Annotated in this window: 17 protein-coding genes; 10 read left to right on the forward strand and 7 right to left on the reverse strand. The window is 56.0% G+C overall.

From position 1 onward, the window contains the following. The first annotated feature begins 166 nt into the window (after positions 1 to 166). A complete protein-coding gene (locus tag IPN28_10265; protein ID QQS56647.1) occupies positions 167 to 478 on the forward strand; it encodes a hypothetical protein in 312 nt (103 codons plus the stop codon). A gap of 71 nt (positions 479 to 549) precedes the next feature. On the opposite strand, the gene IPN28_10270 is transcribed toward IPN28_10265, so the two are convergent. The 5 genes from IPN28_10270 to IPN28_10290 all read right to left on the reverse strand — a co-directional run bounded on the left by IPN28_10270 (position 550) and on the right by IPN28_10290 (position 6,199). Next, a complete protein-coding gene (locus IPN28_10270; GenBank protein QQS56648.1) occupies positions 550 to 2,061 on the reverse strand; it encodes an AMP nucleosidase in 1,512 nt (503 codons plus the stop codon). Between the two features lie 62 nt (positions 2,062 to 2,123). Then, complete coding sequence (gene ftsY / locus IPN28_10275) at positions 2,124 to 3,305, reverse strand: signal recognition particle-docking protein FtsY (protein ID QQS56649.1); 1,182 nt, start codon at positions 3,303 to 3,305, stop codon at positions 2,124 to 2,126. Positions 3,306 to 3,381: 76 nt separating this feature from the next. After that, on the reverse strand, positions 3,382 to 4,716 hold the full coding sequence (gene mtaB / locus IPN28_10280; protein QQS56650.1) for a tRNA (N(6)-L-threonylcarbamoyladenosine(37)-C(2))-methylthiotransferase MtaB: 1,335 nt from the start codon (positions 4,714 to 4,716) through the stop codon (positions 3,382 to 3,384). A gap of 54 nt (positions 4,717 to 4,770) precedes the next feature. After that, entirely contained in the window at positions 4,771 to 5,376 is a 606-nt protein-coding gene (locus IPN28_10285; GenBank protein QQS56651.1) for an isoprenylcysteine carboxylmethyltransferase family protein, read from the reverse strand. Positions 5,377 to 5,380: 4 nt separating this feature from the next. Continuing rightward, positions 5,381 to 6,199, reverse strand: coding sequence for a diaminopimelate epimerase (locus tag IPN28_10290; GenBank protein ID QQS56652.1), 819 nt, complete (start codon positions 6,197 to 6,199; stop codon positions 5,381 to 5,383). Positions 6,200 to 6,367: 168 nt separating this feature from the next. Between IPN28_10290 and ffh the strand changes: the two genes are divergently transcribed. From ffh to rplS, 5 genes are all read left to right on the forward strand, one after another. Further along, on the forward strand, positions 6,368 to 7,903 hold the full coding sequence (ffh, locus tag IPN28_10295) for a signal recognition particle protein (GenBank protein ID QQS56653.1): 1,536 nt from the start codon (positions 6,368 to 6,370) through the stop codon (positions 7,901 to 7,903). 46 nt (positions 7,904 to 7,949) lie between these two features. Next, positions 7,950 to 8,369 carry a 30S ribosomal protein S16 gene (rpsP, locus tag IPN28_10300; protein ID QQS56654.1) on the forward strand — a complete coding sequence of 140 codons (420 nt, stop codon included), beginning with the start codon at positions 7,950 to 7,952 and terminating at the stop codon, positions 8,367 to 8,369. 27 nt (positions 8,370 to 8,396) lie between these two features. After that, complete coding sequence (rimM, locus tag IPN28_10305; protein ID QQS56655.1) at positions 8,397 to 8,942, forward strand: 16S rRNA processing protein RimM; 546 nt, start codon at positions 8,397 to 8,399, stop codon at positions 8,940 to 8,942. After that, positions 8,939 to 9,673, forward strand: coding sequence for a tRNA (guanosine(37)-N1)-methyltransferase TrmD (trmD, locus tag IPN28_10310; GenBank protein ID QQS56656.1), 735 nt, complete (start codon positions 8,939 to 8,941; stop codon positions 9,671 to 9,673). The genes rimM and trmD overlap by 4 nt, the downstream gene beginning before the upstream one ends. Before the next feature lie 125 nt (positions 9,674 to 9,798). Continuing rightward, complete coding sequence (rplS, locus tag IPN28_10315) at positions 9,799 to 10,284, forward strand: 50S ribosomal protein L19 (GenBank protein ID QQS56657.1); 486 nt, start codon at positions 9,799 to 9,801, stop codon at positions 10,282 to 10,284. A gap of 58 nt (positions 10,285 to 10,342) precedes the next feature. Here rplS and IPN28_10320 read toward each other — a convergent pair whose 3' ends face one another. Then, positions 10,343 to 10,642 (reverse strand): hypothetical protein, encoded by a 300-nt coding sequence (locus IPN28_10320; GenBank protein ID QQS56658.1) that lies wholly within the window; start codon positions 10,640 to 10,642, stop codon positions 10,343 to 10,345. Between the two features lie 84 nt (positions 10,643 to 10,726). Continuing rightward, positions 10,727 to 11,437, reverse strand: coding sequence for a hypothetical protein (locus IPN28_10325; GenBank protein ID QQS56659.1), 711 nt, complete (start codon positions 11,435 to 11,437; stop codon positions 10,727 to 10,729). Positions 11,438 to 11,646: 209 nt separating this feature from the next. On the opposite strand from IPN28_10325, the gene leuC reads away from it, so the two are divergent. The 4 genes from leuC (at position 11,647) to leuD (ending at position 14,898) form a co-directional block, all read left to right on the forward strand. After that, a complete protein-coding gene (gene leuC / locus IPN28_10330; GenBank protein ID QQS56660.1) occupies positions 11,647 to 13,047 on the forward strand; it encodes a 3-isopropylmalate dehydratase large subunit in 1,401 nt (466 codons plus the stop codon). Between the two features lies 1 nt (position 13,048). Further along, positions 13,049 to 13,513, forward strand: coding sequence for a hypothetical protein (locus IPN28_10335; GenBank protein ID QQS56661.1), 465 nt, complete (start codon positions 13,049 to 13,051; stop codon positions 13,511 to 13,513). A gap of 68 nt (positions 13,514 to 13,581) precedes the next feature. After that, positions 13,582 to 14,277, forward strand: coding sequence for an HD domain-containing protein (locus IPN28_10340; GenBank protein ID QQS56662.1), 696 nt, complete (start codon positions 13,582 to 13,584; stop codon positions 14,275 to 14,277). A gap of 15 nt (positions 14,278 to 14,292) precedes the next feature. Next, entirely contained in the window at positions 14,293 to 14,898 is a 606-nt protein-coding gene (gene leuD, locus IPN28_10345; GenBank protein QQS56663.1) for a 3-isopropylmalate dehydratase small subunit, read from the forward strand. Positions 14,899 to 14,901 lie beyond the last annotated feature (3 nt).

The raw sequence follows: 14,901 nt of genomic DNA on the forward strand, positions 1-14,901 counted from the left end.
CGTGAAAATCCTTACCAACCCGTTAATTTCCGCCGTTTTCCGGGCAATATTTTTGCTCTTTTCATGAACCGCCATTCATGGCATGGTCATCTCACCCCTGCGTAATCTTTTGTTAAGAGTAAGCTGCTACACTTTTCAGAGTTTCTTCTACATAAAGGGTTCAGGTATGGCTGGTTCAATTTCAGGAGTAGGCGCCCAGCAGGCGTCCCTCGCGCAAAGCCTTCAATCAAATAACGTCGATCAACAGGACCGCGCCGCCCGCAACGGCGAGGAACAGCAAAAAGCCGCCGAACAGGGCAGCAAGGTGCAGACCCGTGGCGCCGCCGCCTCTCAGGCCGACGAAATCGAAGCCGCCCGCAACAAGCGCAAGGACGAGGACGACAAGGCCCAGAACCGCGCCCAGCAGACCGCCTCCAACAGCAACCAGAATCAGAACACGACTCAAAGACGCGGTTCTCTGGTGGATGTCGTGGTCTAGGCAACCTCCCGATCCAAAAAACATCAAACGCGCCCCCCGGCGCGTTTTTTTATGTCTGAATGACAAAAAGATTACCGGAACGCCGGCTCATCGAAGCTCCGCAGCTTGCGGCTGTGAAGCTTCTCGGCGGAATATTCGCGCAGCAGGGTCATGGTCAAAAGCCCGATCTTGAGGTGCTGCTCCACGCGCTCCCGGTAAAACGAGTCCGCCATCCCCGGCAGCTTGAGCTGCCCGTGCAGAGGCTTGTCGGAGACGCACAGCAGAGTTCCATAGGGTACACGGAACCGGAACCCGTTGGCCGCAATCGTCCCGGATTCCATATCCAGCGCAATCGCCCGGCTCTGGCTCAAACGCCGGTTCTGCGTCAGGTAGGAATGAAGCTCCCAGTTCCGGTCATCCGTCGTCGCCACCGTCCCGGTCCGCATGATTTTCTTAAGGTCGAACCCTTCGTTGCCCGTCACTTCGGCCACCGCCTTTTCAAGCGTGAGTTGGATTTCCGCCAGCGCCGGAACAGGAATATAGGGCGGCAGGAACTCATCGAGAATCTTGTCCTCCCGCAGATAGGCATGGGCGAGAACGTAGTCCCCCAGCCGCTGCGAATTCCGTAGCCCCGCGCAATGCCCCAGCATGATCCATGCATGGGGGCGCAGCACGGCGATATGATCGGTAATGGTCTTGGCGTTCGACGGCCCGACCCCGATATTGACCATCGTGATTCCCGTCCCGTCGGCGCGTTTCAGGTGATAGGCGGGCATCTGCGGCATCCGCGAGAGAACCGCACCGGCGCTCTCGCGTTCCCCGGTTTTTTCAAGGTTTTTATTGACCGTGATCTTGTCCCCCGGCTCAACGAACGCGACATAATCGGCGCGGTGCTTGCGGACCTGCGGATCGTCCGTGCTCCGCATCATCTGGTGGGAAATCTGGATAAACTCGTCGATATAGAACTGGTAGTTCGTGAACAGGATGAATCCCTGGAAGTGCTTGGCCGACGTGCCGCAATAATGCTTGAGGCGCTGCAGGCTGAGATCGACCCGCGGCGCGGTGAACAAAGACAATGGCCGCGGCTCGTCCGGCGTCTTAGGCACATAAAGCGAATTGGCGACGTCATCGTCGAGGATGCTCAGATCCGGCACATCGAAGGAAAGCGGCAGATCCCTGATCTTGTCGGCATCGAGATCGGATTCGAGGTGAAAATCATGCCCCAGCGCGAAATGAACAGGGATCGCCGTATCGCTGACCCCCACTTCCAGCACGCTGTCGTGGTTCATCAGCAGCAGGGAAAACTGCTCCCGGTAATAGGAAGCGAACAATTCAGGATTCGTAAGGGTCGTGCCGTAAACCCCCGGCTTCGAAGCATACCCGTAGGCAAAGCGCGTATCCCCGCGCCGTCCGGCCTTGGCAATAATTTTTACATAAGGATAGCAGGCGCTCACAGCCGCAAATCCGGCGGAACTCCTGGCATATTCGGTAAAAGAATCGCGCAGATAGGCGATATGGGCGCGGTAAATCTCCTGCACGGCCGCGAGGGCTTTATCGGCGTCTTTAAAACTGCGGGGTTTGAACTTGGGAGGAATCTTGACCATGGCTTAATAATGGCGTCTTTTCGTTTAAAATCAATTAATTACTGACGAAAACACAGAAATCATTACGCCTCAAGCCCCATCAGGCTCCGCGCATATTGCCGCGCCTCGAAGGGCCGCAGGTCGCGCACACCCTCACCCACCCCGATGGCATGGACAGGCAACCCGAACTGATCCGCAAGACCGACAAGAACGCCCCCCTTCGCCGATCCGTCCAGCTTCGTGACGATCAGGCCCGTAACCTGCACCATCTTCTTGAACGTCTCAACCTGCGAAAAGGCGTTCTGCCCCGTCGTGGCGTCCAGAACCAGCAGCACGGCATGAGGAACAGCCTCATTGCGCTTCTTGAGGACACGGATAATCTTCTCCAGCTCGGCCATCAGGTTGGATTTATTCTGCAACCGCCCCGCCGTATCGATCATCAGAATATCGGTTTTCTGGCTGATAGCCATGTCATAAGCCTCAAACGCCACCGCCGCCGCGTCCGCGCCGACGTCTTTGGCAAACAGGGTAGCGCCTCCGCGCTTCGCCCAGGCCGCAAGCTGCTCGATCGCCGCCGCCCGGAACGTATCGCCCGCAGCAATCATCACACTCTTCTTCTGCTCGCGCAGCAAATGACTGGCGTATTTTCCGATGGTCGTGGTCTTCCCCGCCCCGTTCACCCCGCAAACAAGGATAACGAAAGGCCCGTCATCGGGCTTGGCCGTATTGATCGGCTTGGCGACAGGTTTGAGAATTTTTTCGATGCCGGACGCCAGCGCCTCGCGCACCTCCTCTTCGGAAATATCCTTCCCGAAACGATCCTTGGAAAAATCGGCGATAATCTTCGCCGCTGTTTTCGGCCCGAGATCGGCTTCGATCAAAAGCTCCTCAAGCTGGTCGAGCGTCTCCTGATCCAGCTTTTTCTTGGTCAGAAGATCGGAAATCCCGCCGGTCAGCTTGGTGGAAGACTTGCTTAAGCCCCGCGTCAGTCGCCAGAACCAGCCCCCCTCTTCCGTATGATCGCTCAGATCTTCAGCTTCTTTCCTATCATCGAACAAACGGTGTTCGGGAACGGGAACCTCTTCCAGCTCATCAAGGATATCGGCTTCCGTATCGACCAATTCGGCAAGCATATCGGCATCAAGCGCGGCCTCATAATCCGTCGAAGGTTCGAGCGCAGGCTCCTTGTCGGGGTGCAGAAGCTTGTCGTCCTGCTCCTCTTTTTCCTGATCGGAGATATTGTTCTTCTTACGCCAGAAAATCATTGGGTCTGCCTCATCGGTATCTGTCGAAGAGTATAATCCCCGCCGCAGGAAATAAACACAGGAAAACGGAAAAAAATCAGGCGCGGAGGACTTCGCGCTCCGCCACAGCGCCGGACAAGACTGTCCCGGTCAGAACCTCCCCCGAAACGCCGCCAATCCGCACGAGTGCAAGGGTGCCAACCTCAAGGATTTGGTCAAGCTGAACGGACGCAAAATTCTCCGCCCGCCCCAACCCGTCTTTTTCGACCAGAACCTCGACCTCCCGCCCTACATTGGCAGCAAGAAATTTCTCCATCTGCGAAGTACGCAATGCCCGCAAGTGCGCCGCACGCTTCTTGCGGACCGCCGGATTAACCTGCGGCATTTTGGCCGCGGGCGTGCCCTCTCTCTCGGAATACGGAAATACATGGAGGAAAGTCAGATCGCACTCTTCCACGAGCCTCAAAGTATTTTCAAACATCGCATCTGTCTCCGTCGGAAACCCGGCGATAATATCCGCCCCGAAAGCCATCTCTGGGCGCAAAGCCTTCGCCTTTTTGCAGACATCGATCACGTCCTGCCGCGAATGACGCCGCTTCATGCGTTTCAAAATCATATCGTCTCCCGCCTGCACCGAGAGATGCAGGTGCGGCATAAAGCGCGGCTCCTCGGCGATCAGACGCCAGAGATCACTGTCAATCTCAACCGGATCCAGAGAGGAAAGCCGAACACGAGGCAACGCGGGCACTAGTGCCAGTACCCGCCGGATCATCTGCCCCAGACTCGGCGTCCCCGGCAGATCCTGTCCGTAGGAGGTCACATCAACGCCCGTAAAAACGATTTCCTTATATCCCCCCTCGACCAGCGCATGAACCTGTCGGGCGATCACCCCGATGGGTACAGACCGCGAATTCCCGCGCCCGAAGGGAATGATGCAAAAGGTACAACGATGGTCGCAGCCATTTTGCACCTGCAAAAACGCCCGCGTCCGGTCCTCGTAACCGTCGATCAGATGCCCCGCCGTCTCTTTCACCGACATGATATCGTTGACGAGAATGCGTTCATGAACCGGAGCGCCCCAGCTTTCCGCCTGAAGCTTGAGATCGTTGCCGATGATCCGGCTGACTTCCTTCATCTCGGCATATTGTTTCGGATTAACCTGCGCGCTGCACCCGGTCACGATGATCTGCGCCTCGGGATTTTCGCGCTTGGCTCGACGGATCGCCTGCCGCGCCTGCCGCTCGGCCTCCTTCGTCACCGCGCAGGTATTAAAGATAATCACATCCTGCAATCCGGCGTTCCGGGCATGGTCTCGCATCACCTCGGACTCATGAACATTCAGGCGACAGCCGAACGTCACCACCTGCGGATCGCTGTTCGCCCCTTTTTCTCTGGGCTTTGGGCTATTCTGAACAATATTATTCTTTGTCATAGTGTGCCAACTTACAGCAGGAAAAACGCCCGCGTCAATGTTTGCATATTACAATCAAGGAATGACGAACAGAGGCTGAACCACCCCCGCCTCCTGCAGATACTCCGCGAACTCGAACAAAGGAAACGCCGCAAACCACCAGATCGCATCCTTGAACGCCTTGTTCAGATACTTGGGCACAGTCTCAATCCTCTCAGGTGCCTGATAAAGCCGGGGATTGGGAATCAGGCGCGGCACGGATTTCATGTAAGCCGCATATTCGTCTCCGAACGTTTCCAGCAAAAACGCCTCCTCGCGCCGGATCAGAAAATGATAGATCACGATGAAAAAAATCGGCATGAAAATAATAATGAGAATATGCGTAGAAATAAGAGCCACCCCTGTCATACCGACCAGTGAAAAGAAATATAGAGGGTTCCGCACCACGGAAAACGCGCCATAGGTAATCAGCGTCTGGTTTTTAAACCCGCCCAGAAAGGCCGTGGAATAAAGCCGCCCCATCGCACAGAAGGCAATCAATAGATACCCGAAAAACTCCAACCCCTCATGCAAAGCGGTTTCATAGGGAATCAGCGCCTTCGTGAAAAACGCAGCAAAGAGCACGAAAAGAAGCGCCGCCCGGCTGTCCCGCATCCGGGATTTATTAAGACTTTTAGCCATTTTTTTAGACCTCCGGCAAACGCCCTTCGAATACATAGGAAACCGGACCGACCATCAGGACGTGCCCGTCACCCTCCCGCCATTCCAGCCGCAGCGCCCCGCCATCCATCTGAATGTCGGCGGAACGCCCAGTGATCAATCCGCGCCGGACCGCCGCAACAATAGTGGCACAGGAAGCCGACCCGCAGGCCAGCGTCACCCCGGCCCCGCGCTCCCAAACGCGCATCCTTATCGACGCGCCACCCGTAACCTCCGCAAAGCTGATATTTGCCCGCTGTGGGAACAGCTTATGCCGCTCGAAAACCGGACCAAGCGCCTCAATCGGGATTTCCTCAATCCCCTGAACAAAAAACACGCAATGCGGGTTGCCCATATTCACACCGACCGGATCATGAGCCGGCCCCTGCCCGATGCCCAGATGCAAGGTATCCTTCTCCTCGGAAAGCGGTATGTCCTGCCATCCAAGGCGCGGCGGCCCCATATCGACGCTGACCTGCATCCCGGCGGCGCGGCGGCAATCTAGAATCCCGCCCTTTGTCTCGATCAGACAGGCACCGTTGCCCTGCTGCTTCATCACCAGATCGGCCACGCAACGTGTAGCATTGCCGCACGACTCGGCTTCCGACCCGTCAGGATTGTAAATCCGCATGAAAAGATCAGCTTTTTCAGACGGTTCGAGGATAATGAGTTGGTCACACCCCACCCCGAAATGCCGATCGCTGATCCGCGCCGCCGCCTCACGCGAAAGTGGCTGCAACCCGGCCCTTTGGTCCAGAATCACAAAGTCATTACCTAGCCCGTGCATCTTGAGAAAATTCATCATAACGCTTGATTTAGCAGATATTTTTATGCTACGTAACCCCCGTTAGCTGACATCAAAGTTTGTCAGCGCCCGAGGTCTCTAGAGGACCAGGTGCCCCGCAGTCGGCGAAATTACGCTCACTGCGGCAAAAATGTTTTATGTTTTTAAACGTAAGGAATTGAGATTCATATGTTTGAATCGCTCAGTGAAAAATTAGGAAACGTCTTCTCGAAGCTTCGCGGCAAGGCGACACTCTCGGAAAATGACGTCATGGCCATATCGCGGGAAATCCGCATCGCCCTGCTGGAGGCGGACGTCGCCCTGCCGGTCGTCAAGGAGTTTATCGCGCAAATAAAAGACAAGGCCGTCGGCCAGAATATCATCAAGGGCGTCAACCCTGGCCACCAGGTTATAAAAATCGTCCACGACGCGCTGGTTGAAATGCTCGGCTCCGAAAGCGCGGAGCTGAAATTCGGCGCGGCACCCTGTGCCTATCTCATGGTCGGTTTACAGGGATCGGGAAAAACAACCTCGACCGCCAAGATTGCCAAAGTCCTGACCGAAAAGCGCAACAAGAAAGTCCTGATGGCCTCGCTCGACGTCTACCGCCCCGCAGCCCAGCAGCAGCTCAAAATCCTCGGCGAACAGACAGGCATCGCGACGCTGCCCATCATCGAAGGCCAGAAGCCTCTGGACATTGCCAAACGCGCCATGGAAACCGGCCGCAAGGAAGGCTATGACGTTGTCATGCTGGATACCGCCGGACGCCTTTCCATCGACGAGGAGATGATGAAGGAGGCCGAAAGCATCCAGAAATTCGCCAACCCTGTCGAAACCCTGCTCGTCGCCGACGCGATGACCGGACAGGACGCCGTAAACACCGCGAAAATATTCAATGACCGCATCGGCCTGACCGGGATCATGCTCACCCGCGTGGACGGCGATGCCCGTGGCGGCGCGGCCATGTCGATGAAGGCCGTAACCGGAAAACCCATCAAGCTCATCGGCGTCGGCGAAAAATGGACCGAGATCGAAGTATTCCACCCCAGCCGGATTGCAGGGCGCATCCTCGGCATGGGCGACGTGGTCAGCCTTGTTGAGCGCGCCGCCGAAAATGTAGACCGCGCCGAAGCCGCCGACATGGCCCGCAAGTTCAAGAAAGGCCAGATGGATTTCAACGACCTGCTTAAACAAATCCAGCAGATGAAAAAAATGGGCGGGATGTCCTCCCTCATCAAGATGATGCCGGGCCTGAGCGCGATGGCCGGAAAGCTGGAATCGGCAGGTATGAACGACTCTCTCGTCAAACGTCAGGAAGCAATCATTTTTTCGATGACCGCCAAAGAACGCACGAAGCCCGACCTCCTGAACGCCTCCCGCAAAAAACGCATCGCGGCGGGATCGGGCACGACCGTTCAGGAAATCAATACCCTGACCAAGCAGCTCAAGCAGATGCAAACCATGATGAAGCGGATGCGGAAGATGGGCAAGGGCCAGATGATGGGCATGATGAAGCAGATGATGGGCGGCAACATGGACGAACTCGAAATGCTGACCGAAACGCTCGACGCCGAATCCCTGGCCGCCGACATGGCGCAATTCGATACGGGGAACTCTGCCTCCGGCGCGATGCTGCCGGGTTTGGGCGGAAAGCCCGGAGCGCTGCCCGGTCTCGGCGGTTCGTCCGCGCAGGACGGCAAGAAAAAACAGGACACCAAGAAATAAGGCTTAACCACAGAAATTCTGATTTGAAAAGTAAAGGAGACTGAATATGGCACTTGCAATCAGACTGACCAGAGGCGGACGCAAAAACCGCCCCTACTACCGGATCGTTGTGGCAGACAAAAGAATGCCCCGCGACGGACGTTTCATCGAAAAGCTGGGAACCTATGACCCGCTGCTGCCGACGGACAACGAAAACCGCGTCCGCCTCGTAAAGGACCGGATCGAATACTGGCTCTCGCAGGGCGCCCAGCCCTCCGAGCGCGTGGCGATCTTCCTCGGCAAGGCCGGCATCATCGAAATGCCCAAACAGCCCAACCGCCCGAACAAATCCGCGCAGTCCGAAAAGACCAAGCTGAGAATTGCGGACAAGGCTGAGAAAAGAAAAGCGGCTGCCGAAGCGGCCGCTCAGGCTGCTGCTGCACCTGCTGAAGCTCCGGCTGCAGAAGGCGAAACAGCCGCTGAATAATTGTCGGCTGAATAAAGGCAAAACCTTATGGCCAGCCCTCCCAAACCCCGCGCAACAGAAAAGCCCAAACGGGTCTGTCTGGGAAAAATCGTTTCCGCGCACGGGGTCAAGGGGCTGGTCAAAATTTTGCCCTTCGGAGAGGATGTGTACCTTCTTGAAACCCTCAGCCCGCTTTACACCGGAGCGGAAGGGACAGAAAGACTGGGCGTAAAAATCCATAATCTTTCGGGCAAAACCCTGACGGCATCGGTGACTGGATGCAACGACCGGGATCACGCAGAAAACCTTAGGGGGACGGAACTCTGGACCGACCGGGAAAATCTGCCGGAACTCCAAGACGAGACGGAATTTTACATTGAAGACCTCATCGGCCTCGAAGTCCGCAACACCGCAAACGTCCGCCTCGGCAAGGTCACCACTGTCGATAATTTCGGCGCGGGCGACCTTCTGGATATTCTGACCGACGAAGGCAAAAGCGGTTATGTCCCCTTCCGCAGCCTGTTTGTCGGAGATGTTAAAGGCGAGGAGGGTTTCCTCATCCTCACGGATGAGGGACTGGCGTTCCTGAAATGACCGCGCCTTGGCACGTCAATATTCTGACCCTTTTCCCGGATATGTTCCCCGGCCCGCTTGGCCTGTCCCTCAGCGGCAAGGCACTAGAAAAAAACCTCTGGTCTCTTAAGACGGTCAACATCCGCGATTTTGCAGAAGGCGTTCATAAAAGTGTGGACGACACCCCTTACGGCGGCGGCGCAGGCATGGTCATGCGCCCCGACATCATCGAAAAGGCCGTACGCTCGATCGAAAACCCTGGCCGAAAAATCTATCTTAGCCCCCGCGGCACCCCCTTGACGCAGAAACTGGCACAGGAACTGTCGAAACAGCCGGCCCTCACGCTTCTCTGCGGCCGCTACGAAGGCGTCGATCAGCGTGTGCTTGACAGCGAGAATTTTGAGGAAATCAGTATCGGCGATTACGTTCTCTCCGGCGGCGAACCAGCGGCCCTGATCCTGATGGATGCCTGCATCCGCCTCCTCCCCGAAGTTCTGGGAAACGCCGAAACGACCAGCGAGGAGAGTTTCTCAGGCGGACTTCTGGAATACCCCCACTACACCCGCCCCGCCGAATGGACCTCCGCCAACGGAATAACCCGAACCGTGCCAGACATCCTGACCTCGGGGAACCATAAACACATCGCGGATTGGCGCCGTGGGCAGTCTGAAAGCCTAACCGAAGCCAGACGCCCTGACCTCTGGGAACGCTACTTAAGTCTCAAATCCAGCGGGAAAACCTCCAAAAAATAACTTGTTTTCCAAGGCTAAATACTATAGAAAGGCCCGAATTTGTTTAAATCCTCTAAAAAGAGAATAGGACCGTCGGTTCTTGAGAGTTTAAGAGCTGAAATCGGGTTCTGATAAGGGATAAAACCATGAACACACTGCAAAAATTCGAAGCCAAGCAGCTTGAAAAAGCTCAGGCCTCCAAACAAATTCCCGATTTCGCTCCGGGTGACACCGTCAAGGTCAACGTGAAGATCAGCGAAGGTGGCCGCGAACGTATCCAGGCCTACGAAGGCGTTTGTATCTCCCGCTCCGGCAGTGGCTCGAACGAAAGCTTTACAGTCCGCAAAATCAGCTATGGCGAAGGCGTTGAGCGTGTTTTCCCGATCTGGAGCCCCCGTATTGATGGGATCGAAATCATCCGCCGCGGTTCCGTCCGCCGCGCCAAGCTTTACTACCTGCGCGACCTGCGCGGCAAGAAGGCCCGCATCACCGAGCGCACCACCGGCGTCGGCATGGATAAGCCCGAAGAGGACGGCAAAGTGAAGGACGCCGCAGAAAAGGCGCCGAAAGCTGAAAAAAAGGAAAAGGCGCCGAAAAAGGAAAAGCCTGCAAAAAACAAAGCCTCTAAATAAGACATGGCAAAGAGTCTATTTCAAAAACCCTTCACGCCCTGTGAAGGGTTTTGGCTGTTCAGCCCCGCGCCGTGCGGGCAATCTTGGCCGTCAGGCAGACCGAATGCCCCGCATAATGGTTGGCAGAAAGAACGACCTCCTCGTGCGCTTTAAAGGCCGCCTCATGGACTTCGGGAACCTGACCGATATAAATCAGACTCTCATGCAAGACAGCATGGATGGCCCGCGTATCGGTTTCAAAAACGATTGTTTCCGCCCGCACATAAGCGGGATCGAAAAACCGGATGTGCGGATGCCCGGACTCGGAAATTTCAAAAGACGCAGTCACGCCCGACAGGGCCAAGGAACCGTTAAGCATAAAAGAACCCCTTTTGATACTGCACTGCAAAATAAGTGTAGCCAAAAGGGGTTACAAACAGGTTAACGATTGAAAATCAATCGGTTACCGCTGAGGCCTAGGACCGCCACCAGCGCCCGAACCCGTCCGGTCAGGCAACAGACTGTCGTAATTGAAGGCCGGAACTTCCATACCGGGAGCGTACGGCTTGATCCTGTCGAAATGGAACTCCGAGAGCTTGATCGCATTCCCCCCGGCACTGGCCAAAGCCTGCTGGGCGGGATCGATCTGGTCCGTGAGAACGCGGCTGACGGAACCCGGAATTTTTGCGGCCTCTCTTTGTGCGCCCTCAAGCATATCCGACAACTGGCGCCACCCCTGAAAATCATTAATCTGCGAGATATCACGCACAGGCGAAGAAGTGTCAAGACGGTCTGTATAGCCAAGCTCACTGCTGAGTTGGTTATAAAGAGTGGTTCCGGTACCCATGGCGCTATTATAATTCTGAACGATAGCCTTCGCAAAGTCGGGAAAAGCGTAATAACTCGCATTGGGTTGAACGCCCTTGATCCCGGCCGCCTCCAGCTTCTTCGGATCAAGCTCACGCCCTTGCAGAGCAGTATTGCTCCTGAGATGAACCGCCATCTGCGGATCGTAAGCGAGTGTCGCCACTTCCAGCTTGTTATCCTTGTTCTGCAGAACGATATTAATGGTCCCGGCATTCGGTGCCTTGGACTGGCTGAAAATATCCTGAATCTTTAAACGGGCCTCTGTTTCCCGGCTTCCGCCCACGCTGCCTGCACCACTTGTACCCATAATAACCCCCGAGTTATAATTATAAAAAAGCCCAATAAATCCGCTCTCTATTGTGCCTGATTTGCATAAATCAATCAACTTATACTGCTTTTCACTAAAAAAATCAAACTTTTAGACCCTTTAAAAGACAAACAGAATCAGTCATTTGCGAAAACCCGCCGGATATGCTGTATAAGGGGAAAGAAAAACATGATTGTGGGTAAGAATCCATGACCGCACGCACGCTTTACGACAAAATCTGGGACGAACATGTCATCGACCGATCCGAGGACGGCACCTGCTTGATCTATATCGACCGCCATCTGGTCCACGAAGTCACCTCCCCTCAGGCTTTCGAGGGTCTCCGCTTATCGGGCCGCAAGGTGCGCCGCCCCGAGGCCACCTTGGCCGTGATGGACCACAACGTCCCGACGACCGACCGCTCCAAACCCATCGTAGAAGAGGAAAGCCGGATTCAGGTCGATACTTTGCGCGAAAACTGTGAGGAATTCGGCGTCCAGCTCTTCGACCTCTCCGACGTGCGTCAGGGAATTGTACACATCATCGGCCCCGAGCAGGGCTTCACCCAGCCGGGTATGACCATCGTCTGCGGCGACTCCCACACCAGCACCCACGGAGCCTTCGGCGCCCTGGCCTTCGGCATCGGCACATCCGAAGTCGAACACGTTCTGGCCACCCAGACGCTGATCCAGAAAAAAAGCAAAAATATGCGTGTGACCGTGAACGGAAAACTCGCGAGAGGAGTAACGGCAAAAGACATGATCCTCGCCATCATCGGCGAGATCGGCACGGCGGGCGGCAATGGCCACGTCATCGAATTTGCGGGCGAGGCCGTCCGCTCCCTCTCCATGGAGGGCCGCATGACCATGTGCAATATGTCCATCGAGGGCGGCGCACGTGCCGGATTGATCGCCGCCGACGAAACCACTTTCCGATACATCAAGGGCCGCCCCCTCGCTCCGAAGGCCGGACATTGGGACAAGGCCGTTTCTTACTGGAAAACCTTTTTCAGCGATGAGGGAGCGCAATACGACAAGGAAGTTTCTTTAAAGGCCGAAGACATCCCCCCCATCGTCACATGGGGCACAACCCCCGAAGATGTCGTGCCGATCACCGGAACCGTCCCCTCCCCCGCCGACTTCAAAGACCCGAACAAGAAAGCCTCGGTCGAACGGATGCTGGCCTACATGGGCCTCACACCGGGAACGAAAATGACGGATATCAAAATCGACAAGGTCTTCATCGGCTCCTGCACCAACGCCCGCATAGAAGATTTGCGCGAAGTCGCTAAGGTTGTCGAAGGCAAGAAAGTCGCCTCCACCGTTGAGGCTATGGTCGTCCCCGGATCAGGCCTTGTGAAGGCGCAGGCGGAGGAAGAGGGTATCGCCGCCATCCTCATCGAGGCGGGTTTCGACTGGCGCGAACCCGGCTGCTCCATGTGCCTGGGCATGAACCCCGACCAGCTCCAGCCCGGCGAGCGTTGCGCCTCCACCTCCAACCGCAATTTCGAGGGTCGGCAAGGCAGGGGCGGACGCACCCACCTGCTTTCCCCTGCAATGGCCGCCGCCGCCGCGATCACCGGAAAACTCACAGACATTAGGGAGATTTAATATGCCTTTTTCAGAAAACCCCGCCCGCAAATTCTTCCTTCTTGAAGGCCGCAGCCGCGAAATCGCCCAACGGGTAGAGCAGGTCGTGGGAAGCCAGGACAAAATGAGTCTCGACGAGTTGAAGGAAGCCAACGACTATCTCGGCCTTTTCACCGGAACGCTGGTCGGTTTCCACGCACAGGGCACCCGCGTGGATTATTACCCTGTTTGCCCCGCCCTGCACCGTTCACAGCTTGAGCCGGAGAGTTATTATCTGCGCGTCCCCGTCAGCGACCACAATGGAATGCACGTCACGCCCAAAGATGCGGTGGAAATCACTGCCCCCGAAAAACTGGCCCGTCTGGACTCCCTCTTTGCCGATGGAGCAGACATGATCTACTGTCACGAACACAGCCAGGCTCCTTTCACCACGGTCCCCCAAGCGTCCGCACCCGCCTCAGATCGGGATGAAGGCCCGCAACTCTAAACTCCTCATTGATCGGCAAAGGCCGCCGTCCTATGATCGTGCAGCAAAAACCCGAGGCAGGATTTTAAATGCCCCACACGAGAACAGGATGGCCCGCCGGTTTTGACTTCGAGCACGACCCGGTCTGCCAGAAATTCTTCAAGCCCTACATCCTCGAACAAATCCAGAAACTCGCCGCTTTCGACGCAAAAAGACCGAAGGACACCACCTACATTTTTCACGAACACGCCGAGCGCGTGGCACAGGACGTCAAAAAAACCTGCCTGCATCTCCATCTCGGCGATGCCGTGGCGAATAATATGTACTGGGCCGTCCTGCTCCATGATATCGGCAAGATGCAGTTGCCCGTCGAAATCTGGGACAAAACCGAAAAACCCTCCGAACAGATGAAGGCCTTCCGCCGCACCCATACGCGCCTGGGCGCGGAGAGCTTCGCCCGCCACTTCAAGAATGTCGAACACCCCTTCAAGGATCTGGCGCTGGAAATCATAAAAAACCACCACGAGCAGATGGACGGTGAGGGGCCGGAAAAACTGCCCGCCGAAGCCCTCTCGCCCCCCGTCCGGCTGGCCACGATCGTGGAGGCGTTCGACGGCTGGTCCATCCCCCGCCCCCATTTTGGCGAGCGGGACGTCAAGCCTCCGGCAGTCCTTAAGCGCATGAAAAAAGAAAAAATGCAGATGTTCGACCCCGATCTGTTTGAATCATTTGCAGAAATGAAGCACGCCGAGTATAAAAAAACCTCCAGAAAACGTAAGAAATAAGGACGAGGAACGGCGATGCAGCCCTTCACCAAACTCAACGGCACAGCCGCGCCGCTGGATATGATCAATATCGACACCGATATCATCATCCCCAAGCAGTTCCTGAAAACTGTGAAGCGGACGGGTCTGGGCGTCAGCGCCTTCTACAACCTGCGTTATGACGATCAAGGGAAGGAAAACCCTGACTTTGTCCTGAACAAGCCCGAATACAGGAACGCGGAAATACTGATCACCGGGGACAATTTCGGCTGCGGCTCCTCCCGCGAACACGCGCCCTGGGCTATTCTGGACATGGGCATCCGCTGCATCATCGCTCCCGGCTTCGCCGATATCTTCTACAACAACAGCTTCAAGAACGGCATCCTGCCCATTATCCTGCCGCAGGAGCAGGTGGACCAGCTGATGCAGGAAGCCAAGGATCACCCCGAAGTCAAACTCGAAATCGACCTCGAAAAACAGACGGTCACCCGCGGCAACAAATTCTCCTTCAGCTTCGAGATCGACCCGTTCCGCAAGCGTTGCCTGCTGAACGGGCTGGACGATATCGGCCTGACGATGGAAAAAAATAAAAAAATCGACGGCTTTGAGCAAAAGCGCTCTGCCGAAAAACCGTGGCTTTAAGGA

This window comes from Alphaproteobacteria bacterium (assembly GCA_016699735.1).
In the GTDB taxonomy this organism is placed as follows: Bacteria; Pseudomonadota; Alphaproteobacteria; order Micavibrionales; family Micavibrionaceae; genus JAGNKE01.

Coding starts and splice junctions, on each gene's coding strand:
- rplS (QQS56657.1), top strand. CDS start 9,799: ATGAACACACTGCAAAAATTCGAAGCCAAGCAGCTTGAAAAAGCTCAG.
- IPN28_10265 (QQS56647.1), top strand. CDS start 167: ATGGCTGGTTCAATTTCAGGAGTAGGCGCCCAGCAGGCGTCCCTCGCG.
- leuC (QQS56660.1), top strand. CDS start 11,647: ATGACCGCACGCACGCTTTACGACAAAATCTGGGACGAACATGTCATC.
- ffh (QQS56653.1), top strand. CDS start 6,368: ATGTTTGAATCGCTCAGTGAAAAATTAGGAAACGTCTTCTCGAAGCTT.
- rpsP (QQS56654.1), top strand. CDS start 7,950: ATGGCACTTGCAATCAGACTGACCAGAGGCGGACGCAAAAACCGCCCC.
- trmD (QQS56656.1), top strand. CDS start 8,939: ATGACCGCGCCTTGGCACGTCAATATTCTGACCCTTTTCCCGGATATG.
- ftsY (QQS56649.1), bottom strand. CDS start 3,305: ATGATTTTCTGGCGTAAGAAGAACAATATCTCCGATCAGGAAAAAGAG.
- leuD (QQS56663.1), top strand. CDS start 14,293: ATGCAGCCCTTCACCAAACTCAACGGCACAGCCGCGCCGCTGGATATG.
- IPN28_10285 (QQS56651.1), bottom strand. CDS start 5,376: ATGGCTAAAAGTCTTAATAAATCCCGGATGCGGGACAGCCGGGCGGCG.
- IPN28_10340 (QQS56662.1), top strand. CDS start 13,582: ATGCCCCACACGAGAACAGGATGGCCCGCCGGTTTTGACTTCGAGCAC.
- mtaB (QQS56650.1), bottom strand. CDS start 4,716: ATGACAAAGAATAATATTGTTCAGAATAGCCCAAAGCCCAGAGAAAAA.
- IPN28_10335 (QQS56661.1), top strand. CDS start 13,049: ATGCCTTTTTCAGAAAACCCCGCCCGCAAATTCTTCCTTCTTGAAGGC.
- IPN28_10290 (QQS56652.1), bottom strand. CDS start 6,199: ATGATGAATTTTCTCAAGATGCACGGGCTAGGTAATGACTTTGTGATT.
- rimM (QQS56655.1), top strand. CDS start 8,397: ATGGCCAGCCCTCCCAAACCCCGCGCAACAGAAAAGCCCAAACGGGTC.
- IPN28_10320 (QQS56658.1), bottom strand. CDS start 10,642: ATGCTTAACGGTTCCTTGGCCCTGTCGGGCGTGACTGCGTCTTTTGAA.
- IPN28_10325 (QQS56659.1), bottom strand. CDS start 11,437: ATGGGTACAAGTGGTGCAGGCAGCGTGGGCGGAAGCCGGGAAACAGAG.
- IPN28_10270 (QQS56648.1), bottom strand. CDS start 2,061: ATGGTCAAGATTCCTCCCAAGTTCAAACCCCGCAGTTTTAAAGACGCC.